Origin of the sequence: Psychrobacter sp. TB20-MNA-CIBAN-0197, from assembly GCF_040309765.1 — a bacterium.
GTDB classification, from domain to species: domain Bacteria; phylum Pseudomonadota; class Gammaproteobacteria; order Pseudomonadales; family Moraxellaceae; genus Psychrobacter; species Psychrobacter submarinus.
The window spans coordinates 65,149-89,491 of sequence record NZ_JBEOPC010000009.1 but is presented as its reverse complement, the minus strand read 5'-3'; the positions used below and the strand labels follow the sequence as shown (position 1 = coordinate 89,491).

General features: G+C 45.3%; 21 protein-coding genes and 1 pseudogene. 15 read left to right on the top strand and 7 right to left on the bottom strand.

Annotation, left to right across the window (positions count from 1 at the left end; all coding sequences use genetic code 11):
• A pseudogene (locus tag AAEY83_RS04520) lies at positions 1–141 on the top strand (IS30 family transposase); the annotation flags it as partial.
• 121 nt (positions 142–262) lie between these two features.
• Here AAEY83_RS04520 and AAEY83_RS04515 read toward each other — a convergent pair.
• Positions 263–715, bottom strand: a complete 453-nt coding sequence (locus tag AAEY83_RS04515) for a threonine/serine exporter family protein (protein ID WP_025645976.1) — start codon at positions 713–715, stop codon at positions 263–265.
• Positions 716–1,504, bottom strand: coding sequence for a threonine/serine exporter family protein (locus AAEY83_RS04510; protein WP_025645975.1), 789 nt, complete (start codon positions 1,502–1,504; stop codon positions 716–718). It abuts the gene before it with no gap.
• 117 nt (positions 1,505–1,621) lie between these two features.
• On the opposite strand from AAEY83_RS04510, the gene AAEY83_RS04505 reads away from it, so the two are divergent.
• Positions 1,622–1,903 (top strand): DUF503 domain-containing protein, encoded by a 282-nt coding sequence (locus tag AAEY83_RS04505; RefSeq protein ID WP_025645974.1) that lies wholly within the window; start codon positions 1,622–1,624, stop codon positions 1,901–1,903.
• A gap of 122 nt (positions 1,904–2,025) precedes the next feature.
• On the opposite strand, the gene AAEY83_RS04500 is transcribed toward AAEY83_RS04505, so the two are convergent.
• The 4 genes from AAEY83_RS04500 to uvrA all read right to left on the bottom strand — a co-directional run bounded on the left by AAEY83_RS04500 (position 2,026) and on the right by uvrA (position 6,447).
• Positions 2,026–2,406 (bottom strand): protein-export chaperone SecB, encoded by a 381-nt coding sequence (locus AAEY83_RS04500; protein ID WP_025645973.1) that lies wholly within the window; start codon positions 2,404–2,406, stop codon positions 2,026–2,028.
• Between the two features lie 2 nt (positions 2,407–2,408).
• Positions 2,409–2,633, bottom strand: coding sequence for a hypothetical protein (locus AAEY83_RS04495; protein WP_025645969.1), 225 nt, complete (start codon positions 2,631–2,633; stop codon positions 2,409–2,411).
• A complete protein-coding gene (locus AAEY83_RS04490; RefSeq protein WP_037059225.1) occupies positions 2,630–3,190 on the bottom strand; it encodes a poly(ADP-ribose) polymerase family protein in 561 nt (186 codons plus the stop codon). The genes AAEY83_RS04495 and AAEY83_RS04490 overlap by 4 nt, the downstream gene beginning before the upstream one ends.
• A 344-nt stretch (positions 3,191–3,534) precedes the next feature.
• A complete protein-coding gene (uvrA, locus tag AAEY83_RS04485; protein ID WP_025645965.1) occupies positions 3,535–6,447 on the bottom strand; it encodes an excinuclease ABC subunit UvrA in 2,913 nt (970 codons plus the stop codon).
• Positions 6,448–7,021: 574 nt separating this feature from the next.
• Between uvrA and AAEY83_RS04480 the strand changes: the two genes are divergently transcribed.
• The 11 genes from AAEY83_RS04480 to AAEY83_RS04430 all read left to right on the top strand — a co-directional run bounded on the left by AAEY83_RS04480 (position 7,022) and on the right by AAEY83_RS04430 (position 20,133).
• On the top strand, positions 7,022–8,386 hold the full coding sequence (locus tag AAEY83_RS04480; RefSeq protein WP_025645963.1) for an MFS transporter: 1,365 nt from the start codon (positions 7,022–7,024) through the stop codon (positions 8,384–8,386).
• A 471-nt stretch (positions 8,387–8,857) separates the two neighbouring features.
• The gene (gene ssb, locus AAEY83_RS04475; RefSeq protein ID WP_025645961.1) at positions 8,858–9,433 is read left to right on the top strand and encodes a single-stranded DNA-binding protein; all 576 of its coding nucleotides are present in this window, start codon (positions 8,858–8,860) and stop codon (positions 9,431–9,433) included.
• Between the two features lie 517 nt (positions 9,434–9,950).
• A complete protein-coding gene (locus AAEY83_RS04470; RefSeq protein WP_025645959.1) occupies positions 9,951–10,274 on the top strand; it encodes an H-NS histone family protein in 324 nt (107 codons plus the stop codon).
• Positions 10,275–10,529: 255 nt separating this feature from the next.
• Complete coding sequence (gspN, locus tag AAEY83_RS04465; RefSeq protein ID WP_025645958.1) at positions 10,530–11,333, top strand: type II secretion system protein N; 804 nt, start codon at positions 10,530–10,532, stop codon at positions 11,331–11,333.
• 8 nt (positions 11,334–11,341) lie between these two features.
• The gene (locus AAEY83_RS04460; RefSeq protein ID WP_227501929.1) at positions 11,342–12,244 is read left to right on the top strand and encodes a type II secretion system protein N; all 903 of its coding nucleotides are present in this window, start codon (positions 11,342–11,344) and stop codon (positions 12,242–12,244) included.
• Positions 12,245–12,391: 147 nt separating this feature from the next.
• Positions 12,392–14,659 (top strand): type II secretion system secretin GspD, encoded by a 2,268-nt coding sequence (gspD, locus tag AAEY83_RS04455; protein WP_025645954.1) that lies wholly within the window; start codon positions 12,392–12,394, stop codon positions 14,657–14,659.
• 45 nt (positions 14,660–14,704) lie between these two features.
• Positions 14,705–14,896: a hypothetical protein gene (locus AAEY83_RS04450; RefSeq protein WP_025645952.1), complete on the top strand. Its 192-nt coding sequence runs from the start codon at positions 14,705–14,707 to the stop codon at positions 14,894–14,896.
• Between the two features lie 224 nt (positions 14,897–15,120).
• On the top strand, positions 15,121–16,113 hold the full coding sequence (locus tag AAEY83_RS04445) for a hypothetical protein (protein ID WP_351058565.1): 993 nt from the start codon (positions 15,121–15,123) through the stop codon (positions 16,111–16,113).
• 156 nt (positions 16,114–16,269) lie between these two features.
• Positions 16,270–17,355 carry a TatD family hydrolase gene (locus AAEY83_RS04440; RefSeq protein WP_025645949.1) on the top strand — a complete coding sequence of 362 codons (1,086 nt, stop codon included), beginning with the start codon at positions 16,270–16,272 and terminating at the stop codon, positions 17,353–17,355.
• 200 nt (positions 17,356–17,555) lie between these two features.
• Positions 17,556–18,374 (top strand): tRNA threonylcarbamoyladenosine dehydratase, encoded by an 819-nt coding sequence (locus tag AAEY83_RS04435; protein WP_025645948.1) that lies wholly within the window; start codon positions 17,556–17,558, stop codon positions 18,372–18,374.
• Positions 18,375–18,390: 16 nt separating this feature from the next.
• Positions 18,391–20,133: a GAF domain-containing hybrid sensor histidine kinase/response regulator gene (locus tag AAEY83_RS04430; RefSeq protein ID WP_025645946.1), complete on the top strand. Its 1,743-nt coding sequence runs from the start codon at positions 18,391–18,393 to the stop codon at positions 20,131–20,133.
• A gap of 79 nt (positions 20,134–20,212) precedes the next feature.
• Here AAEY83_RS04430 and efp read toward each other — a convergent pair whose 3' ends face one another.
• Entirely contained in the window at positions 20,213–20,785 is a 573-nt protein-coding gene (gene efp, locus AAEY83_RS04425) for an elongation factor P (RefSeq protein WP_025645944.1), read from the bottom strand.
• 197 nt (positions 20,786–20,982) lie between these two features.
• Here efp and epmB point away from each other — a divergent pair, with 197 nt between their 5' ends.
• Positions 20,983–21,990, top strand: coding sequence for an EF-P beta-lysylation protein EpmB (gene epmB, locus AAEY83_RS04420; RefSeq protein WP_025645942.1), 1,008 nt, complete (start codon positions 20,983–20,985; stop codon positions 21,988–21,990).
• A gap of 218 nt (positions 21,991–22,208) precedes the next feature.
• Positions 22,209–24,293, top strand: coding sequence for an EAL domain-containing protein (locus AAEY83_RS04415; protein WP_025645940.1), 2,085 nt, complete (start codon positions 22,209–22,211; stop codon positions 24,291–24,293).
• The last annotated feature ends 50 nt before the right edge of the window (positions 24,294–24,343 follow it).

The following is a 24,343-nucleotide window of genomic DNA, read 5'->3' as shown; positions in this document are numbered from 1 at the left end:
AGAGAGTACTTGCCTAAGGGTTGTGACTTTAGACAAGTCTCTGATAATGAAATACAGGACATTGAGAACAAACTAAACAACAGACCAAGAAAACGATTAGGGTTTAAGACGCCTATGCAGGCGTTCTATAATATTAATTAGCGTTGCACTTGGTGTGTTAATCTAAGTCATAAGGGTGTGCCAGCTAGCATCAGTTTATAAAAGTATTTAAACAAAAATAGCCTAACACATAATAATCTCATTTAAACCCACTTAAACCTGCCTAGACTATGGCACGCCGTCTATAAAATAACAGCCCAGGAATGGACAAGCCCAGCACCAGTCCTGAGGTCACAAACAAGGCTTCGAATAAATACACCATCATTTGGCTAAATAACTCGTCTGAAAAGCCAAAGTAACCAATCTGCACCATACTGACCATTGCCTTATAAGCGGCGATACCTGGCATCATACAGATGACACTTGGGGAGATTAACGCTTTGGGCGGTAGGGTGTATTTTTTAGAAAAATACACGCCCAAAAAGCTGGCGAGCATCGCGCCAAAAAAGCTGGCCACCACCAGATGTATATGCTGATAGACAAGCGCTGTTTTAAGTCCGAATCCCAGAGCGGTCATCAGCAAACACGGCAAAATATAGCGTTTGGGCACGCTAAACATCAGCGTCCAGCCAAGGGTAATGATGCAAGACAGCACAACGGTCTCAATAAACCACATCTAAAACCCCCAGTGCTGTATGCGTAGTAACACCAGCGCCATGACGATGCCAACGCACGCGGATAAGGTCAGCATATAAGTAAACACCGCCCGCCCAACGCCGATATTGACATAGCCCTTTAAGATGTCGGATAAGGAGTTGATCAGCGGAAAGCTTGGAATCAGCAGCAACACGCTAGAGGCCACCGCAATATCGGCATTATTGCCAATATCAAAATAATAAGTCGTCGCCCCGATCAAGGAGGCGATAAAAGCGGTAGCAATAACGGTGATAAAAGGGTTAAAGTGATGCTTGGACAAATAGATACGAGTAAACATCGCCACCATACCCGCGATAAAGGTCACCGCCGTAATCGACCAGCTGCCGCCATTCAAATAAGCAAACGCCGCACAAGAAGCGCCGACAAATATACTGACTAGCCATGTCGGATACACGGTTTTATCCAACTCATCAAACGCAAGGGTTGTGCGGTCAATCAAATCATTATTATTGATAGTGGCTTCGGTTTTATTGACGATTTGCTGGATTTGCACCAATAAATTGACATTGATGCTTTGGTTGATGGTGTCTCGGGTGGTGGTGATACAGCGCTCATTACAGATAGTCGTCAAAGTGATCGCATTAAAATTTAGCGAACACTCGACGCTACTCATTCCCAATGCAAATCCCAAACGCTTCGATAAGTCCACTACCACGGCAGACTCAGCGCCATACTGCATAAGCAGTAAGCCGCAGCGCACGCAGAGTCGAGTAATGCGCTGTTGCTGTACGTAGCTGATAGAAGTCATTGGAGGAATATGCATATTGGCTGCGATATCGATATGGATAGAGGTAAAGATAGCATAACTTGCCTTGCTTATTTGCTACTATTATAAAGCGTAAACCACTGTCACAAGGAGAATAAAATGCATATCGCTATCTTAACGCTGACTTTTGCGCTACCTGGCTGTAGCTCACTCAAAGAAAAGCGCCAACGTATGGGCGGCCTGCACGCACGTTTTGGCAATACGCCAAGCGTTGCGGTGTGCGAAAGCGGTGAGCGTGATCGGCATGACGCCAGCGAATGGACATTCGTTATAGTCGGATTATCCAAACGGGACACCGAGTCGCAATGCAGTCAGATCGAAGAAAAAATAGAACGCACGGTGGATGCAAGGATAATGAATGTGGAGAGGGAGTATGTTTAGTTGAAGTAGGTCAGTGATATATACAGTTTTAGTTATAAACTAGAATTCAGGTTAGATTTACGGTTTTCTTAAAATTTCACAGAAACTAACCTAACCCGCATTTGCCCCATACCTCTACATAATTACTGTTTTGCAAACTCTACAAAGTTGATAGACGGTAAAATAACTGGCTTAATACCAGACTGTAGAGTCAGATTAGAAATAAAAGCACGGAGATACGGAAATGCAATAGCAGGTGCATTTACTTTAGGAAAATGAGAATTTTTAAACTCTTCTGTCATAGCTATATCTAATTCGAAGTTGAAGCTAGCCTGAACTTGAAGGTTAAACTCTTCATCAGCTATCGATACATCGAAGATGACCTCAAACGCTTCAGACTCAATAAATTCATTGCTGACTTTAAGCTCTAACGTGCTTGAGTCTTTGTAATTCGTAAAAGACACTGTCTTTTTACATGACATAGTCATATCTAAAATTTGCCAGTGTTTTAACTGTATTTTCATATCTAGGCTGCCAAAAATAAACTATCATCTTGTATTTCGTCAAATACTACTAGTTCTTCCGCTAAAAAGACTTTTTCTACTGATTGGCAATTTCCATATTCAATATTAACTGTATATAATGAACCATCAATAAAGCCATATTTAGATATAGAAAGTTCATAAAGTTCATGAGCATCTATATTCTCAAAATAACTGTCAATCTTACTTTTAACATCTGATAGTTTCATAAAATTTTTCCTGTTTTAATAATAGAACTATTAGATAAAAGCTTATTAGGATCGTACACTGAACAAATAGTGCAGTTGCTAGTCCTTAAGTTGATTCTATATATTCTTTCTTGCTCAAATTTTATATAAAAATTACCTTTTACAGCTTCTAAAGGAAATACTTTCTCATTTCTAGCTAGGTTTAGTAGAAATCCATCGTAGAATGAAGGTTTTTTCTTAATACTTTTTATTTTTTCTATATATTTTTCAGCTAAGTATCCTAAGACCTCAACCCCTTCTTCAACTGTCAAGTCTAAAAATTTTTCCTCTTCCACTTGAATCTGAGACTCTATTACAGAGTAATTTTTATACTTATGAGTTTTAGATGTGTTATCCCACGCTTGGCATTCAGCCCATTTTGCAGCTAAAGTCGTGGTATCACTATTTAGCCCTTCTACAAAGAAATAAACTCCATCTCCCAACCACTCAGTGTTACCAACAGATTTATTGAAATTAGAATTTAAAATATTATTAGCTGAAGAGCTATCTGTTCCGTGGTGACCTAAGAATGAGACCATAATATAGAAAAAGCCATTAGGTTTAAATTGGAATTTAGTCTTGTTATATCTAATAGATCTAAAGTGTTGAAGTATTATTATACTCTTAATAGGACGTTGAAGTACAATTATTACATAAATATAGTAGAGAGATGAGTATCTATAACAATATTTTGTTGGTTGACTGTTCAACAAGTTACCTAGCGGTGAAGAGTTGTTATAGATATGAAGTGTTATTACGAATATCACTCGTATCCAATTTTCTGTATGGAGTAAACCCTCTAGTTTGGATATAAGTGAACCCAACAAAAAAAGGCTACTCCCAAAAGAGCAGCCTTTAAATTATTCTCTAACAATTAACTAAACTAACCCGCCTCAGAAACCACCTGCGTAAGCATCGGCTTCAAAAACTCACCCGTGTGTGAGCCTTCGACCTCTGCGACCTCTTCTGGCGTACCCTCCGCGATAATCATGCCGCCGCCTTTACCGCCTTCAGGGCCAAGATCAATCACCCAATCCGCGGTTTTGATAACATCCAAGTTATGCTCAATGACCACGATGGTGTTACCTTTATCGCGTAGCGCATGCAGGATATTGAGCAGCTTATCGATATCATGGAAATGAAGACCCGTCGTCGGCTCATCCAAGATATATAGCGTCTGTCCCGTGTCGCGTTTGGCAAGCTCACGTGCAAGCTTGACCCGCTGCGCTTCACCGCCCGATAGGGTCGGTGCAGACTGACCCAAGCGAATGTAGCTCAGTCCCACATCCATCAACGCTTGCAGGCGACGATAGATCGCTGGAATCGCCGAGAAGAACTCAGTGGCGTCCTCTACCGTCATCTCGAGCACGTCAGCGATGGTTTTGCCTTTATAGTGAATCTCTAAGGTCTCGCGGTTATAACGCTTGCCTTCACAGGTGTCACACGGCACATACATATCCGGTAAAAAATGCATCTCAACTTTGATGAGACCGTCGCCTTGGCACATCTCACAGCGTCCGCCTTTGACGTTGAAGCTAAAGCGCCCAGCTTTATAACCACGTGCGCGGGCTTCTGGTGTCTGGGCGAACATCTCACGCACAGGGGTAAACACGCCCGTATATGTTGCAGGGTTTGAGCGTGGGGTACGACCAATTGGGCTTTGATCGATATCGACCATTTTATCCAAATGCTCAAGACCGCTAATGCTGTCATGCTTATCCGCGATAAGGGTAGACGCATTGTTTAATTGTGTGGCGGCGATAGGCATAAGCGTACGGTTAATCAGCGTTGATTTACCAGAACCCGATACACCCGTGACACAAGTCATCACCCCAACGGGCAGGCTCAGATCGACGTCTTTTAGGTTGTTGCCTGAGGCGCCTTTGAGCTCGATAGTCATCGGTACCTTTTTAGTTTTAGCTTTCGCTTTACCTTTACCCTCGACCTCTACGGTTTTGGCTTTATGCCGCACTTTTGGTATCTCAATGCGTTTTTCGCCCGACATATATTGTCCGGTGAGCGAGTCTGGCGTTGCCATCACTTCATCGACCGTGCCCTCGGCGATGATATGACCACCGTGTACGCCAGCCCCAATACCGATATCGATGACGTGATCCGCTTGACGAATCGCATCTTCATCGTGCTCAACGACCAGTACGGTATTACCTAAATCACGCAGGCGTGTTAAAGTTTTAAGCAAGCGGTCGTTATCACGCTGATGCAAGCCAATGGATGGCTCATCAAGGACATACATCACGCCCATCAGACCTGCACCAATTTGACTGGCCAAACGAATACGCTGCGCTTCACCGCCGGATAGGGTTTCGGCAGAGCGTGCTAGGGTTAGATAATCGAGGCCAACGCTGACCAAGAAGTTTAAGCGCTCGTTAATCTCTTTAAAGATCTTCTCGGCCACCTCACCTTTATGACCGTCGATCTTTAGAGTCTTATAATAGTCCGCCGCGTCGCCAATGGAGAGCTTGACGATTTCAGCGATGGTTTGTTCATCGACACGCACGTTACGCGAGATTTCATTGAGGCGAGCGCCATCGCAAACGTTACACGTGGTGTCAGCCAGATACTTTGCCAGCTCGTCCCGCACTAAGTTGCTTTGCGTTTTGGCATAACGGCGCTCAAGATAGGGTAGTACGCCTTCAAAAGGAACGGTTTTATTGGTTTTACGTCCGCGCTCATCGGTAAAGTTAAAGGTGAGCTTCTCTTTACCTGAGCCGTGCATGATCAGCTCTTGCTGCTTTTTGGGCAGCTCCGTCCACGGCGTATCCATATCGATATTAAAATGGTTACAAACGGTGGTTAGCAGCCCAAAATAGTACGAGTGGCGCTTATCCCAACCGTTAATCGCGCCTTGATTGAGCGTCTTATCAACATGAGTAATGAGCTTTTCAGCAGCGAAATACTGACGCTTACCGAGTCCATCACAAGTTGGGCAAGCACCGTAGGGGTTGTTAAAACTAAACATGCGCGGCTCAAGCTCAGGTACAGCGCGATCACAAATCGGACAGCTGTGCTTGGCAGACATCACTTGATTATCAGAGCCGCCCTCAGTAGGATTACCATCCATAAAGTGCAGCGTCACTAGACCTTGTCCCAAACGTAGCGCGGTCTCCAAACTCTCAGCGACGCGGTTACCTAAGTTATCACGAACCTTAAAACGATCGACGACGACTTCGATGGTGTGTTTTTTCTTTTTATCGAGCGTTGGTAGCTCGTCAGTATCATAGACATAACCATCGACGCGTACGCGTACAAACCCTTGACCGATCAATTGCTCAAGCAGCACTGTATGCTCGCCTTTACGCTCACGCACTACTGGCGCAAGGATCATAAGCTTGGTCTCATCGGGGAGTGCCATAACCTGATCGACCATCTCGGTCACCGACTGCGCCACCATAGGTTCGCCATGCTCTGGACAATAAGGCGTGCCGATACGCGCGTATAATAGACGCAGGTAATCATAAATCTCAGTGATCGTACCGACCGTTGAGCGTGGATTATGGTTGGTCGATTTTTGCTCAATAGCAATTGCCGGTGATAAGCCTTCGATGCTATCGACTTCAGGCTTTTCCATCTGCGATAAGAACTGGCGTGCATAAGCGGACAGACTCTCGACGTATCGGCGTTGTCCTTCGGCATATAGCGTATCAAAAGCCAAGGACGATTTACCAGAACCGGATAAACCAGTAATCACCACGAATTTATCGCGTGGGATATCAAGATCAATGTTTTTGAGATTATGAGTACGTGCGCCGCGTATTGCGATATGGTCATGGGCCATCGGTAAGGGGTTTCCTATTTTCTAAAGTGGGTCAGCAGTTCATAAAACCAACCAACAATTGTAAATTTAAAAAGTAAATAATGTTAAGTCATAATAAAATAGATAAATAAAAGGAAAAAGCAGTCAAAGGCTTAACTATTTTTTAAACCCTATTCGCTTTCATTAATTAACAAAAGTCTATCTTTGTCAGTTAGGGGTGAATAGCCAACCTGTATTTATATTTTTACGATAGCTATTGAGTAAGTTTGAAACGGCTGCATTTCTAAGTAAACGAATAATTATCAGCAAGCCATATTCGTAGCAGAACAATAAGTAAAAGAACAATGCTATCAACGCTTTACTTTATAGTCACGATTAGGCGATTATTCAAGTCAGGGACACGTATTAAAGAAGGTTGGTAACAAAACTATAGAGATCATGAAGGTAGAGCTAGCGAGTAGCGCCTAGTAATAAAAGTCTCGGCAAGAAAATGGTGAATGTCTTATACTAGGGAGCTTGATTTGAGGCTGAAGTTAGCAGATGTTATAAGATGAACCAGTTAGCAGATGTTATAAGATGAACCAGTGAGGCAAGTATGAATAGCGTAGAGAAACGGGCAATCTTAGGGGTAGGCGGTATTTTTGCTCTGCGCATGGTTGGTCTGTTTATGATCGTGCCAGTGTTTTCGGTCTACGGTGATAATTACGCGTATGCCACGCCGTTTTTGATCGGCCTGGCCGTTGGTATCTACGGACTGGGTCAGGCGATATTTCAAATACCCATGAGCCTTGCCGCCGATAAGTTTCCGCGTAAGCCGATTATCATGCTTGGTCTGATACTGTTTGCGGCTGGCGGTATTATTGCCGCCAATGCCACTGATATTTATCAGGTAATCATCGGGCGCGCGCTGGCAGGGAGCGGTGCGGTTTCTGCGGTGCTCATGGCATTGCTTGCCGACGTCACCCGCGAGGAGATGCGCACCAAGGCAATGGCGACGATGGGCTTGACTATTGCTACCTCCATCATGCTCGCCTTTGCCTTTGGGCCGTTATTAGTAGGCTCGCTTGGTATCTCTGGTCTATTTTGGCTGACTGCAGGATTTGCTATTTTAGCGATGCTGCTACTTTTTGTCGTACCCACGCCAATGCGCGTGCTCAAGCACAATCTGGATAACAAATCGATCGGTGAGCAGCTCGCTACTGTGCTCAAAATCGGCGACTTAAACCGTTTGCACTTTGGAATTTTTGCGCTGCATTTGACCATGACAGCGATATTTGTGATCTTGCCGCATCAGCTCACAGAGGTGATGGGTCTATCGGTACGTCAGCAAGGCTTAGTCTACTTGCCGCTATTGTTTGTCGGCTTTGCCGTCGCCATTCCTTTTATTATTATCGCTGAAAAGAAGCGTAAAATGCGCCAAGTCTTTCTAGCTGCTATCGCCTTAATGACTGCAGCCTTGGCATTACTGGCGCTGGGTAGCCAAGTCGGTGTCGGTATTATTGTAGGTTTATTGCTCTATTTTATGGGTTTTAACTTACTTGAGGCCACTATTCCATCTTGGATATCCAAGCGCGCCCCAGTCGCGAATAAAGCCACGGCGATGGGGCTTAATTCATCGAGCCAGTTCTTTGGGGCTTTTGTTGGCGGAGCGATGGGCGGTTTGCTATTGACCCAATCTGACCTACTCGCTTGGGGCATTCTAGCTGCTATTATGGGAGCCGCGTTATTGATCATTCTGCCAATCTCGCAGCCGCCGTATCTATCGAGTACGACAGTAACGATACCCAAAGACGTCGATATTCAGAGCTGGTCGCAGCAGATAACCGCGATTACTGGTGTTGATGAACTGGTCGTTATGGCAAAGGAGCAAGTCGCTTATCTCAAACTGGATAAAACCCAGCTAACGGATGAAGCGAAGCAAGAGCTTGCCAAGTTAGCCCAAAGCCCTTTGAATATTTAATTGCGCCATTCAAATCTAATATTACCGAGCAGTGGTATTGTGCGGCAAAAGGGTAGAGCTTGGCATTTTAATATAGTTAGCTGAATGTAAAACTGTTATGGATTTAAACGCGCTACTGGTATAAATTTTACTTGCGTGCTGCGTTCCCAGAGGCTGCGCAAAATTCATCCCAGTAGCGCTATGACATTTTTAGAGTGTATCGACTATACTGAATACACATCACAGATAATAATAATCTATAGGGCCAATTAACGTACAAATGTATCATATTAAGCGACATAGAATGTCGTCTATAAATAAGAGTAGCTAGATATTTATGCAAAAAACGTATAAAGTAAACCTATAATATTAATTGAAAAGTAGGGTTGATAATTATTGACCTTATAAAAATAGATTAAAGTAAGCAACATAGGCTTTTATATAAAAGCTTAGCGCTTATCAACAAAATCATCTATAAAAAAGGAAGACATTATGCGCGGAGTTAATAAAGTCATCATCATCGGTAATCTTGGTGCGGATCCTGAATCGCGCCAATTCAATAATGGCGGTAGTGTTACTAATATCTCAGTCGCTACTTCTGAGCAGTGGACCGACAAACAAAGCGGTGAAAAAAGAGAAGCGACCGAATGGCACCGTGTCTCACTTTTCAATCGTTTGGGCGAAATTGCCGCTCAGTACTTACGTAAAGGCAGCAAAGTCTATATCGAAGGTAGCTTGCGCACTCGTAAATACCAAGCTCCTGATGGTAGTGACCGCTATGCTACCGAAATCCGTGCCGAGCAGATGCAAATGCTAGATGGCGCAAGCGGCGGTCAAGGCGGTCAGCAAGGCGGCTATAATAATCAAGGCGGTGGTCAAGGATTTGGTGGTCAGCAAGGCCAAGCTGGTGGCATGGCAGCAGTCGCACAAGGTGGTCAGCAGGGCGGCTATGGCAATCAAGGTGCACCGGCTCAGAATAACAATCAATTCAACCAACCAGCACAGACACCGCAGTCTAAGTCTAACGCTATGCCAGACGGACCAGTCGATGATGATATTCCGTTCTGAGGAATACAATAACAATATGTTGTATAGTGAGCTCAGTATAAAAACGATACAGTGGGACTGGGATAAATTTTACGCAGCCTCTGTCGGCGCAAGCACAGCACGCAAGGAAAATTTATACCAGTTCCACGTTGATATATAATTTATCTGTTTTATTTAGAACCGACTATATTTATAATTCTGTAGCTCATTGATAATAATATCATTGAGCTATTTTTATATCTAAAAGTATTGTATTTATATTCAATAATCAATAAAAAACAACTTATGTTGTTTTTCTAAAAAGTAACGCTATCGATAATGAATTATAAATAGCGTATTATCGTTAATAGAGTTTGGTATAATAGTGAGAGTTAATGCAGTCTGTATTTAGATTGAATTAATTGTTTTATATCTATAATCAAATAATTGCATCGCTCATTAGAGAATAAACGATTAAAGACGATGACGACTAATGGATTATAGATTTTAGGCTATTGAGTCTATTTCCTATAATAAACACTTTTATACCGAGGCTATTATGAAAAATAACAACCCTATTGATTTAGAAAACTTAGACGTCGAGCAACTGCGCGCAATCACTGAAAACGCCCAGCAGCTGATTGATCAAAAACAGCATCAACGTCTATATGATGCTTATATGCAATTTGAGCAAATCGCTGAAGACGCTGATAGCAGCATTGATGAGATTCTAAAAGCCGGCGAGAAGCTTGAGAAGAAGCGCAGCATCAAGTATCGCAACACCGATAACAGCGAAGAGACGTGGACAGGCCGTGGTCGCAAGCCAACTTGGCTTGTGGAAGCCTTAGCAGCTGGCCGTGAACTAAACGAGTTTGCTATTTAATAAAGCTATAGTCGAACCACTATTAAAGTGTTACAGCGTTAGACTCGTTTAGCCTACTACTGTAGTACTTGCACTCGTCTGCCTTGTACCACTTTTAATATTGATTGACTATATCAAATCAGTACGATACTCGGCGCTAAGCTTGAGTAAGAAACCAGTATTTTTATTTAAGAATACTGGTTTTTTTATGTCACCTAGAGTGCATTATTTGCTATGATAATGAGCTTTTAACCCTTTTAAAAGAGTCTTTTATTCGTGCCAAAACTGTCTGCATCGTCCCATAAACGTCCGCGTAAGCTGTGGTGGCTGGTGGGTTTGGTGGTGTTTGCGCTATTTGCAGTACTGCAAATGCCAGCGGCATGGATCGTCGAAAAATATGCGCCTGAGTCGCCATATGTGCAGCAAGTATCGGGCAATGTCTGGCAAGGTGCGCTTATCTGGCAATTACCACAAACGAGTACGGCGCTGACCGGCTCGGCCAATTGGACTTGGCAGCCGTGGCAGTTATTTTTGGGTAAGCTTAGCGCTGACGTTGAGATTACGACCGGCCAAACGCGCTTAGATGGACAAGTCAAGATAGGGCGCAGCGCATGGCAAGTGGATGATATGAGTGGCGAAATTGCTGCTGAAACTTTGGTCAGTGTCGTCGATTGGCAGCTACCCAACACACCGATTCAGCTCAATAATGTCTCTATACAGCGGCAGTCAGCGGCGGGTGATAAGAGCGCCGGTTTCCATAAAGCGGATGGTCAGCTCACTTGGGTAGGCGGTGAGGTCGGCTATCCTAATGCCGGCAAGATACTCTATATTACGATGCCGCCCATGCGCGCGCAGCTCAGTAGCGAACAAAAAAACGATAACCATCTACTACATGTCAATTTATTAAATAATCAAGACAAACGCTTAGGCGACTTGTATCTAGATGGTGATAACATGTTGGATGTCAGTTTGACCCAGCGCTTACTTGAGAATATGCCAGAATATCAAGGTCAAGCGCCGCAAGATACTCCAGTCATTAGTGTGCGTCAGCCGTTATTAACCGGCTTAGGGGCAAATTGATCATGAGTATGAGCGCACGACTAAAGCCGATAATGGATACGCTCAATCGCTTCTCAGCTTGGCTGTTATTATTAGCGATTATTTGGTTGTGTTGGGTGGCAGCGCGATTATTGTGGCTGATATTAGCGCCGCCACTTGCCCCAGCTTTACCGCTGCAAGCGCTTCAAAACAACGCAAATAGCGCCGTTGACAACAGCAACTTGTTTGCCATTTTTGCAGACCCTAAGCCTGCCGCGGCAGCTGTTCAGCCGCCGCCGAATGTAGAGCTAAAAGGAGTGCTGCTCGCCATACCTGATAGCTTGTCGTCAGCGCTACTAGACGTTAACGGTGACGTCAAAAACTACCGTATCGGTGATGACTTAGCAGACAGCGGTTTTACGCTTATCAGTGTCGATTGGAATGCAGTGATTATTGCTGACGCCGCCGATCAGCAAATCGTTATCGAGTTGCCAGAGGCGCTACCACTTGATCAGCGCGGTTTAGATGACAGCGCTATTGGCAATCAGCGCCTGCCTAATACGGGTAATGCAAGCAATACGCTACCTTTGCCAACCCAAAGCCCGCCGATAGCTACTGATGATCCGCCAGCAGAAGAGAGTCAACCTGCTGACACAAGCTCTGCTATCGAGGAAGCGGTAAGCGCGCTAAAAGAAAACCCAGCCAGTTATCTAAGCCGTATGGGCGTCATGGCGTCAGGCGAGGGCTATCAGGTCACTGCAGCTATGCCATCAGGATTGCGCAATCGCTTAGGGCTTGAGGCTGGAGACAAGGTACTGACTGTCAATGGGCAAACGGTTGGTAGCAGTCCAGCGCAAGATGCGACGGTTCTGCAACAAGTGCAGCAATCGGGCGCAGCGCAGATTGAGGTGCAGCGAGGCGAGCAAGTGATTACGATTCGCCAGCAGTTTTAGGGTAGCGCGAACATTTTTATCATAATTTAGTTTTATCAGTTTATCGTACACAAGTTTTACCGCGTTAATTTATAACTGTCAGTCAACAGTATGTTAGCCTGTAGCATCTTGTACCTCACAGTGACATCACAATGGGTAATCATGACCATGGTAAGTTTGGATAAGTTTTCAACGACAGCTTTACGTCTTTCTATACAGCGGTTACTACGTATATGCCGGCCTTTATACTTAGCGCTGCCATTATGGGCAGCCTCTTGTGGTCTGGCGAGCGCTGAGAGCTGGAAAGTTAATTTGCAAGATGCTGATATAAAAGCTTTTATCAACGAAGTGGCCACTATTACCGACCAAAACTTTGTTCTTGATCCACGTATCAACGGTAATGTCACTGTCATATCCAACCGTGCGTTGTCCCGTGATGAGATCTATCAGTTGTTTTTGAGCGTCATGCAAGTCAATGGTATAGCGGCGATAGATTCAGGTACTACCGTCAAACTAGTTCCAGATAATGTCGCTAAGCAATCGGGAGTGGCGGTCGATTTACGCGGTGATAGTATTGGCGAGTCATTGGCTACTCGAGTGATTTATTTGACCAACACGCAAGCGGCTGAGATCTTAGGCGTTATTCGGCCCTTGATGCCGCAGTCCGCCCACGCTGCTGCCGTACCGGGCGTCAATGCGCTGGTGTTATCTGATCGCGCCGATAGCCTCAACCAGCTCACTGCGCTGATTCGCGACTTAGATAGCAATGTCAATGATAGTCTGCAAGTGATACCGCTACGCCATGTCGACGCTGAGCGTATGATGGATCTGATTAGCGCTTTGGTGAGTACCGGCGGCGGTCAGGCAGCAGGCGGCGATCAGCTCAAGGTCATTGCAGATAGCGCAAGCGATAGGCTACTAGTCAAGGGCAGTCCGGAGATGATTGCCAAGGTACAAGAGATGGTCAATCAGCTTGATACCACGCCATCACGCCGGCTCAGCGGTTTGCGCGTATTTCGCTTAAAGTATGCTAGCGCCGCTCATATTGCCGATATGCTACGCGGTTTGTTGGCCAATCAGTCTCTTAATAGCTCAGGGGCAACCTCCACTCTAGAGTCCGCCTCCCTGACTGGGGCTAGTAGTACAGGCGCTACGATCAACGGGGCTGCCAATGAGCTACTCAATAACGCGACTAATAATGCAAACAGCCCTTCTGCGACTAGTGCTACAACAGGCGGCGCAACCAATAGCACCACAGGTCGGCCCTTTAGTATTATTGCTGATGAGACGCAAAATGCCATTATTGTCAATGCTGCACCTGAGCTGATGTTTGAGATTGAAGAGGCGGTGAACCAGCTCGATAATCGCCGCGCCCAAGTGCTCATTCAAGCGGCTATCGTGGAGGTATCCGGCGACGATGCAACGCAATTAGGCGTACAGTGGGCGCTTGGTAATGCCAATAGCGGCTTGGGGGTCGTCAACTTCAACAATGTTGGGGCTAGCGCGACTTCCTTGGCGGCAGCGGCCTTGGCAGGCGGCGGCGTAGCTGGTGCTGCTGGTCTTAGCTCAGCGGCCAACTCTATTGTCGGCGCTTTGATAGGGATTGGTGATAGCCGCAAAGACAGTCAAGGCAACACTGAGTTTTATGGCGCTATCTTACAAGCCCTCGACTCTTCAACCAGTGCCAATCTATTGTCGATGCCTTCTATTTTGACCTTAGACAACGAAAAGGCGAGTATTTTAGTCGGACAAAACGTACCTTTTGTTACCGGCTCTTATACCACTACCGGTAATGATTCTACTAACCCTTTTCAGACTATTGAGCGCCAAGACATCGGTATCAATCTCAATGTCATCCCGCATATCGGCAAAAACGGTACGGTGCGCTTGGAGGTCTCGCAAGAGGTTTCATCAGTTGTGCCAGGAAGCGTTGGTAACTCCAGTGGAATCATCACTAATAAAAACCTAATCAACACCACTATCTTGGCAGACGATCAGCAGACCATTGCTCTGGGTGGCTTGATGCGTGATAATACGACGTCCCGCCAGCAAAAAGTGCCCGGTCTCGGTAACGTTCCAGTGATTGGGCGCCTGTTTCGCTCAGACAATGACAGTACGCAAAAGAGCAATCTGATTATATTTTTGCAGCCGACGATATTGCGTGATGGCGGCGCGGTGGCTAGCGTCACTGAGCGTAAATTCAATCAGATGCGCGTCTTACAATTAGTCATTGATAAAAACGGCACTATCAAGCAGCTGCCTCTTAGCGGTACTGAAGGCTGGGATGGTGAGGTCAATAAAGATTATGAGCTCATGCCGCTAAATCCAATGATTCCTAAACGCGATCAGACGCCAAATCGAATAACCCCGCCATCAGGCTTCACGCGCGTTGATAGCCCAAATGCAGGTATCACTACTTATCCTATTAGCCAGTAGCTTTGCTAGCGGGTATCAACTTACAGACTATCGTAAAGGCGCATTATGAATAAGAAAAAATGGCTTACATTAGGTTTAGTCGGTACCGCTTTACTTTTGATACCTCGGCGTAGTAGTCGGCAGACGCCGCCGACCACTGAAGGTGATTTAAAAGGGCCACATAACGATGCTCAGCCGCTCGCTAAAGATAAAAACAGTACGCAAATAACCGCACCAACAGAGAATACTACCGATTAAATCTCGCTTTTTTAGACTTATCCCAGTTTGTAGACTTATCCTAGGCAGTCATCAGAGACACGCTGAGCAGCTTTAAAATTATCACTACGTAATATTATCAAGCATTGTGTTATTCTTTTAAGCAGTTCTTTACTGTAGCTGACTCCATGAAACGCCATAACGACGCATCCATACATTTACATTCCGCCCTCATCTCTTGGATATCCTTTTTTAGAGGATATGTTTTGAAGGGGGCAGTGCTTGTGATAATGCTTGTATTGGCAAGCCAGGTTTTATTAGGCTGCGCGCCGCAACCTGAGTCGATGTTCGAGCAGCAAGCGGAAGAGGAAGCAGCTAATGAAATCGGGGCTCATAGCACCATACAGAATTATGAACTTTCTAAGCCCAGTACTTCTAGCGCTGCTAACGCTTTGGATAAGACAGGCCATAAGCAAGCGCTCCCCATCAATATCAGTAAACAACAGACTATCGCGCGCCAACCTAACTGTAATGCGCAGCAAACGAGCTGTCAGTATTTGGAACTCAATACATTAGCGTTTACGCCGCCGCAGCCTTGGCTTGCCAATATCATGTGGCAAACGGTTGCCAGAACCTTATCGCCAGACACGCCTTTTACCAGTCAACAACAAGTGGCGAGAGATTCAGTATCAGCGCTGTTAAAACAAATAGAGTTTCATAGTGCAGGAGTCAGCTCGCAGCCTAAATATCAACGTATTGATACCGACTTAATCCTCAACCAAGGCTTGAGTGCTGATAGTGTTGCAGCAAGCAACAGTAGCAACATGGATAGCCACATGAATAACGAGGTGATGACAGGTTATCTATTAGTCGAATCGACTCAGCAGCGCAGCGAGGACCATCAGCAAGGGCATCGCGACTACGTCATGCTAGATATGCAAAAAAAGCTACAATTGACCATAGAGGATGTGTTATTAGCAGACGCTGATACCCAAAAGCTACTATCGACTTTTAATACCATCAAAAAACAATGGCTCGCTGAGCAAGGGGTTGAGCAGCAGTATCTAGAAGAGTGGCCGCTTCCCTTATCTGAGCAGTGGTATATCGATCAGCAGGGATTGCATCTGGTCTATCAATCCGGAGAGCTGCTCAATACTCAGCTTCAGCCAGTGGATTTTGTGGTTCCTTTCACTCAGCTCCAAGGTATTGTAAAGCCCAGTTATATGGTGAGACTCTCAACGAGTATGACGTCATCATAAGGCTTGTTTGATAGCTCAACTGTGATAGTTCAACCTTAGCAATGAGGGTCGAGCCCTACAATATATACCGAAAATAACAGTGATATTAATACAAACTCACCTTGCTAAATAACCGCAGATTAGTGATAGTAAGAAGCTAGTTTCAGGAGACCATTCATGGCTGATACCATCCAGTCGCTAACGAATAGTAAAGAGGGTGTACGTTACCCTTTAATTGATACGCATACCCATTTTGATGCGCCTGTATTCGATGCAGATAGAGCGCAGCAAGCGCAGCGTGCTTATCAAAGCGGAGTTGAGCATTTAGTGCTAGTCGGCTATCTATACCGGCATTTTGACCGGCTTTATGAGGTAAAGCGGTTTTTTGATAAGCGTAAAGTTGCAAGCGACCAAGCTGATTCAGTAGACTCAGATTTAGTAAACATCGATGCCAGATCCATACCTGCAGCGCATATTGCGCTAGGGCTACATCCTTTTTATATAGATCAGCATAGCCAAGACCACTTAGACTCAATGGCAGACATGCTAGACAAACAACGTCCGTTGGCGATTGGGGAGATTGGGCTCGACACTTTTACGCCACAGATGAAAGAGCCTGAGGTTTTTGCTAAGCAGCAGCGCTTTTTTTGCGCTCAGCTCGATATGGCGGTGGCGCATCAACTACCGGTGATGCTGCATATCCGTAAAGCTCATGCTGAAGCGTTAGCGATACTAAAAGAGCATGACTATGACGCCAAAACCTTAGGCGGTATTGCTCATAGCTTCAGCGGCGGTGAGCAAGAAGCTAAGGCTTTTGTTAAGCTCGGGTTTAAGCTCGGTGTGACCGGACAAGTGACTAACCCGAATGCCAAAAAACTACGCCGCGCGCTGCAAGCAGCCGTTGCTGAGTACGGTATCGGCTGCTTAGTGATAGAGACTGACTGTCCAGATATGACGCCGATTAGCTGCCAGACTTCTCGCGATAACGCCTCCGCTTTAGGCAAAAATCAAGCTCAAAGCCCAGATGATGTTTGGGAGAGTGACGAGGGTGATGACAGTCATAATCGCAACGTGCCCGCTAATTTGCCTCTTGTGTTAGCAAGCTTAAGCGAGCTACTGGCAGTCGATGAGGCAAAACTGGCTCAGCAGCTGTGGCAAAATAGTATCGATAGTTTAGGTCAGTCTTGGTCTTACTCTGCCCCTGATTCTGGTACTATTTTGAGTACTGGCTCTAGTACTAAAAAGTCTACTTCTAACCAGTAAAATGACGCTGAGAAGTGCTAAGCCTTTAGCATTGATACTAGAAGCATAAATCAATGCGGTGCTAGTAAACAGAATGACAATAAATATAATTTCAATAATTATAGTTTCAATAAGTATAGTATTAATAAATAGAGTTTTAATGCATGAAAGATCAATTCGCCGTAACCGATAGTAAAGTCGCTGATAGCGATATACCTGAAATGATGACGACAGTAGCTGATGATAGTCAATATCAGCGCCGCTTTCAGGGCACTCAAAAGCTGTATGGCGCTGATGCTTTTGCAAGCTTTGCAGCCGCGCATGTCTATGTAATTGGTGTTGGCGGAGTAGGCTCTTGGGTGGCTGAAGCTTTGGCGCGAACCGCTGTCGGCTGCGTGACGCTAGTCGACTTGGACGTACTGGTCGCCTCTAATGTCAATCGGCAGCTACCAGCGCTTGACAGCAGCTTTGGTCAGAGTAAGATTGCCACTATGGGCGCGCGTATGCGTGAGATTAATCCAAATATAGAGCTGCACTTAGTTGATGACTTTTTGACGCCTGATAATGTCGCGCAGTTGTTACCTGATCGCAGGGCAGCTAAGCAAGCTATGGCGCAGAATCGGCCGATTATTATTTTAGATTGCGTCGATGATATGAGTGCTAAGCTTGCTATTGCCTTACATTGCCGCTTTAATAAGCTAAAGCTTATCTGTGCAGGCGGAGCAGGCGGCAAAATAGATCCGCGCCAGATTACGGTTAGCGACTTAAAAGACAGCTATCAAGATCCTTTACTGGCAAGACTACGTAACAAGCTGCGTCATGAAAAAGGCATCAATAGCCAAATGAAAGAAAAATTCGGCATCAAATGTGTCTATTCAACTGAGCCGCCGCGCGTCGAAAAGACAAGTCAGTCTGCCGGCTTAAACTGCGGCGGTTATGGTTCGGCAGTGGCGGTAACCTCAGTCATTGCTATGGTTATGGTAAGTGAGACTCTACTTATACTTAGCAAGCAAGCGGCGGCTACGGCGGCTACTTTATAATCGTTTTGGAGAAGGCATGTCCACTTATCCGCAAGCAAAAGATGAAAAAGCACGCATCGCGAAGCTACAAGAGTATCAAGTTCTCAACACGAATGTTGAACCGACTTTTGAGCGCCTATCCGACGTGGTAAAGACCTTCTTTGACATGCCAATCGTTGCCATTACCTTTATGGATGAAGATACTCAGTATTTAAAATCCCCTCGCGGGCTTGGGGATACTTGTACTACCACCCGCGGCGTGGCGGTTTGTAATTATACCGTGCTCTCTGACGAAGTGTTTGTGGTCGACGATCTATCGGTAGATGAGCGTTTTATTGATAATAGCTTAGTCACTACCGACCCTAATTTACGCTTTTATGCCGGCGCGCCTATTATCTTGCATGAAGATAATAAGACCTATCGTCTAGGCTCACTGTGCCTGATGGATACTAAGCCGCACTATGATTTTAGCGAAGAGCAAGCCAAGCACTTAACGCAGTTCGCTCAGATGGCAGCCGATGCGCTGCAGCTACAAAAAAAGCAGCGCCTTGCTAAGCATGCCAATGATATGAAATCAGATTTTTTGGCGAATATGAGCCATGAGATCCGTACCCCTATGAACGGCATCATCGGTATGGTCGATATGCTCGATGAGACGGCTTTGAGTGCTGAACAAAAAAACTATGTCGACAATATAAAAGTATCGACAGATCATCTGCTGGTTATTATTAACGGTATTTTGGACTTATCAAAAGTTGAAGCGGGTAAGATGGTCATCGACACGGTACCGATGAGCTTAGCTACTATCTGCAATGAAGTAGTGAATTTATTTACCACTAAGGCCACTCAGCGCGGATTGACTTTAGAGTACCACTACGATGATACTCTAAACGCCTATGTAGAAGGCGATCCTGTACGCCTTAAACAGATTTTTTCTAATCTAATCAGTAATGCCATTAAGTTCACTCGCGAGGGTGGGCACATTGTCTTTGATGTCAGAGAAGCCGAAGAACATGATTTGGAGGCGTTTGACGCTCAACGAGGCGTATTGGACGCCACTAACAATCCTATTCATTATGACGATATGACGTTTTGTATTACCGTCTCAGATACTGGGGTCGGGATAAAAGCGGAGTCGCTAAATGCGATCTTTGATGCCTATAATCAAGCAGACAAGTCAACGCACCGATTATATGGTGGGACCGGTCTTGGATTGTCGGTCTGTAAGTCACTAGTGGCGCTAATGGGTGGTCATATATGGGCGGATAGTGTCGTTGGCGAAGGCACCACCTTTAAGATATTGCTGCCCTTAAAGGCGATTGATAAGCCCCAGTATAAGTCATGGCAACAGGCCAATCATATCGATATCGAACCTGAATGGCACTATAACGGACATGTACTGTTGGTTGAGGATGATAATGTCAATGCGATGATTGCGCTAAAGGCTTTGCGCAGTAGTGGCCATGAGGTCACGCACGTCACTGATGGCCAAAAAGCTATTGATGAATTTATAGCGAATCCTAAACGTTACGATGTGATTTTGATGGATCATCATATGCCTATCATGGACGGCATACAGGCGACCATCAAGCTGCAAGAGTTATTCGATACTGAGGACTTGCCGCCTATTATCGCTCTAACTGCTAACGCTATGGACGGCGAGCGCGAAAAATACCTGCAAGTGGGTATGCAAGACTACTGTAGTAAGCCCTTCAAAAAAGAGCAGCTCAATGCCTTAGTGCAGTATTGGCTGATGTATAAACAGTCCGTTAATACATAATTTTAGATACAACCTAAAAAAAGGCTTAATCGCAATCCGATTAAGCCTTTTTGTCTTATGATTATCAATCAATAGTGAATTAGCTCACACGAGTTTGATAGTCACCCGTACGCGTATCAACACGCACCACTTCACCTTGCTGTACAAACAGAGGCACACGTACGACAGCGCCCGTCTCTAAGGTTGCAGGTTTACCGCCGCCGCCAGAGGTATCGCCGCGAACGCCCGGATCAGTTTCGGTGATCTGTAGCTCTACAAAGTTCGGCGGGGTGATAGATAATGGCACACCATTGAACAAGGTGATCACGCAAGTGGCGTTGCTGTTTTCTTTGAGCCACTGCGGGGTATCGCCCATCGCCGTTTTGTCCGCTTGGATTTGCTCGAAGCTCTCAGCGTCCATAAAATGCCAAAACTCACCATCGTTATACAGATAATCCATTTCCGTATCGATGACGTCAGCGGCCTCTAAGCTGTCTCCTGATTTAAAGGTTTGCTCAAGCACCTTACCGCTACGTAGGTTACGTAGCTTGACGCGGTTGAACGCTTGTCCTTTACCAGGTTTGACGAATTCATTTTCCATAATGGCACAAGGGTTGCCATCGAGCATGACCTTTAGACCAGCTTTAAATTCATTAGTAGAAAAACTTGCCATAACAACAAACTCCTAGTAGCACTGCCTTGGGTTTAAGTGATTGGATCGTAGTAGCGATTTAATAGTAACCATATATAAGCACAAATAAATAAGAGGTAAAATACAGTAATTATGCTCGCTATATTTTGCTAGGTGACTAGCACGCCGCAGTGATAAGCGTATAATGGCGACTTTTAGGCATAAAGTATTAGGGTGTTATGATAAACCATTTAATCCTACAAAAAAACTGGCAAACGCAATTATCCGAAGCCATAAGCTCTATTGATGAGTTATTAGGCCTATTAAAACTCGAATCGCTAAGATCTCAGATATATGTACCAACGCATTTTGAGCTTCGAGTGCCGCGCGCTTTTGTCGCGAAGATGCAAGTCGGTGATGCCAATGATCCGCTGCTTAGACAAGTGCTGCCGGATCAAAGAGAGCAGATAGCCGTGACGGGCTACGTCGCAGACCCTTTAGCTGAAAATTCACAAAATCCGCTGACCGGCTTACTGCATAAGTACCAGTCTCGAGTGTTACTGACGGTGACCGGAGCCTGCGCTATCCATTGTCGTTACTGCTTTCGTCAGCATTTTGACTATCAAAGTAACTTACCAAAAGCCTCAGCGCAGGATGGCATTATCCACTATATCCACGAGCATCCTGAGATCAATGAGGTAATCTTGAGCGGTGGCGATCCTCTAAGCGTCTCAAACCGTCGGCTCTTTGGGTGGCTTGAGCGTTTAGAAGCTATCCCGCAGCTGACGACGATAAGGCTGCATACGCGTTTGCCAGTAGTCATTCCTGAGCGCTTAGACGCCGAGCTACTAGAACGACTGGCGAGCAGTCGTTGTCAGATCGTCATGGTTATCCACTGCAACCATGCCAATGAGATCGATGACACCACCGCGCAGCATTTACAACGAGCGCGCGTAGCAGGCATTACCTTACTCAACCAGACGGTACTGCTGCGCGATATCAATGATGATGTAGAGACGCAAGTGGCCTTAAGTCAGCGTCTGTTTGCCGCTGGTGTGCTGCCTTATTATCTACATGTATTGGATAAAGTGGCGGGCGGCGCGCATTTTGATAGCTCAGAGAACGAAGCTATCGCGCTGTACTGGACGCTATTAGAGCGGCTGCCTGGTTATTTAGTCCCTAAGCTGGTGCGCGAGTTACCCAATAGAGCGTTTAAGGTGCCAGTTGATATTTACAAACTCAGATAAAGGCTGTGTCTCTGAGCGCTTTAGCGAATATGATTTTATGCTTATTGATATTTAGTTATGCTAGTATTAGCATCTGATGTCATAAACACAGACTAGACATAGCTTATCTAGTTGCACAGAACTAGTGATAAAAATCTAGAAACCTAGAAACCTAGAAACATAAGCACCTAAAAACTTAAGTACCTCGATTGCTATCGTAAGATTTGTGAGGATTTTTTATGCGGACCAATACGACTCTGAATTTATTAGTCATAGACGATGATCAGCTATATGCTGAGGGTTTGATCAATTTATTAAAATCTTACTATGCTGAGGTGAATTTAGGGTTTTTGGACGATAAAGAAGAGCTGCTCAAGTCATTACGCCACAGCTGGGATGTCCTAGTGTTTGGTAGAGCTTATGACTTAAGCTTCACCGATGTCGTGGCTATCGTTCAAGAGCATAATATTGATCTACCTATCATTGGCCTGATGAGTGATGAGCTGGCAGACAACGGCCGCAATCAAGATGGGCTACCGGTGATTATTGACGGTACTATGGTCAAGGCGCTGGTCGCTGAGCGCGAGACACAAGTGGTGATGGCGATTCGCTTGTTGCATGCTAATTTGCTTGCCAGGCGGCAAGTTGGCAGTTTAAAACAAGTGCTAACTGAGTCAGAACAACGCGCCAATCTACTGATAAAAAACTCCAAAAGTGCGGTCGCTTACATCGATCAAGGTATTCATATTTTCGCCAACGACCCTTATCTTAAGATGTTCAACTTTGAGACGATGGACGATATTATTGGTTTACCTGTCATCGACTTGATAGCCGGGTCTGACAATGTCAAAGACTTTAAGCAGTTTTTGCGCCAGTTTGACAAAGGCAATCGACAGCAAGTCGAATTCAACTCCAACAGTAAAACCAAAGACGGTGACGTCTTTGAAGTCAAGCTGCAGCTGGCTACCGCTACCTTCGAGGGCGAGCCTGTGACGCAGATCATCATTCAGCAAAGTGGCCCAAGTAGCGCTGAGATCGACAAGCAGCTGGCCGCGGTAGAGCGTCTAGATAGCTTGACGGGGCTCAGTAACCGCCGCGGTTTTGAGGAGCGGCTTGCAAGCTTGCATCAGCAAGTCCTAAACAATAAGAGCCACGCAGGTCTGCTGTATATCCAGCTAGACAACACCGGTATGATAAGCAGTAGTTTGGGACTAGAGGGGGTGGATGCCACCGTCAAGCAAGTCGCCGCGCTGCTCGATGACATCGCTGTCGACTATCCGGTTAGCCGTTTTAGGGACACCTCATTTACTATCCTGGCCCATGATATCTCAACCCAAGCGCTCAAGGAGTTGGCTGAGCGTGTACGGCTAAAAATCAGTGAGACGCTCATCAACGTGGACAAGCGGACGATAAGTACGACTGCCAGTATCGGCGTGGTAAAAATCGACCAAAATGCTCCTGCTCCTAAAGTGTTGCTGGAGCGGGCGCTAGAAGCCATCAACCATATCGGCATAGAGACGAGCAATCAAGGCGATGCTTATCACTTCTACGATTTGAGTAAACATGTGAGCGAAGATGACAGTGCTTTGGCTGAATATTTAGTCAATGCTATTACTGATAATCGCTTTGAGCTCATGTTCCAGCCTATCTACGATATTGATCTGGATCGCAGCGACTTCTTTGAGGTGTATCTGCGACTGCCGTTAGGTGATACCGAAAACACAATACTCACTCCAAATCAGTTTTTATCAGTAGCCAAATCTCATAATCTACTTGGGAAAATAGACCGCTGGGTACTTATCAATGCTTTTAAACAGCTAAGCACAGTACGTAAGTCGCATCCAGAAGCGCGGCTGTTAGTGCAATTAACGAGTGCTTCATTGGTCGATAAAAAACTTGCAAGCGTAGCCAGTCAAATTATCAAAGCAGTAGGAGGGCCGGCAGGCGCGCTTACTATCCAGTTCAGTGAGCAAGATATTCGCAATCATCTAACAATAGCAAAATCGCAGTTTGCAGCATTGAATCAAGTCAACTGCCGACTAGGTATTAATAATTTTGGTAGCACGACAAAGTCACTCGATACCGCTGAATTTGTGCAACCGCATATGATACGTATTGCACAAAGCTACGTCACCGATATCCATACCGACGACAATTTGGATACCATAAAATCATTAATCACTGAAGTAAATAAGTTAAACATCAACGTATTAATGCCTTATATCGAAGATGCTGCCACTATGTCTGTTTCTTGGAGCGTAGGCGCACGGTATCTACAAGGCTACTATTTAGAAGAGCCGAGCCGCACTATAAATGTCGTATAAACGCGGCGTATATAATCGCTACGCTCATTCGCTCATAGCGGTTGTTTAAC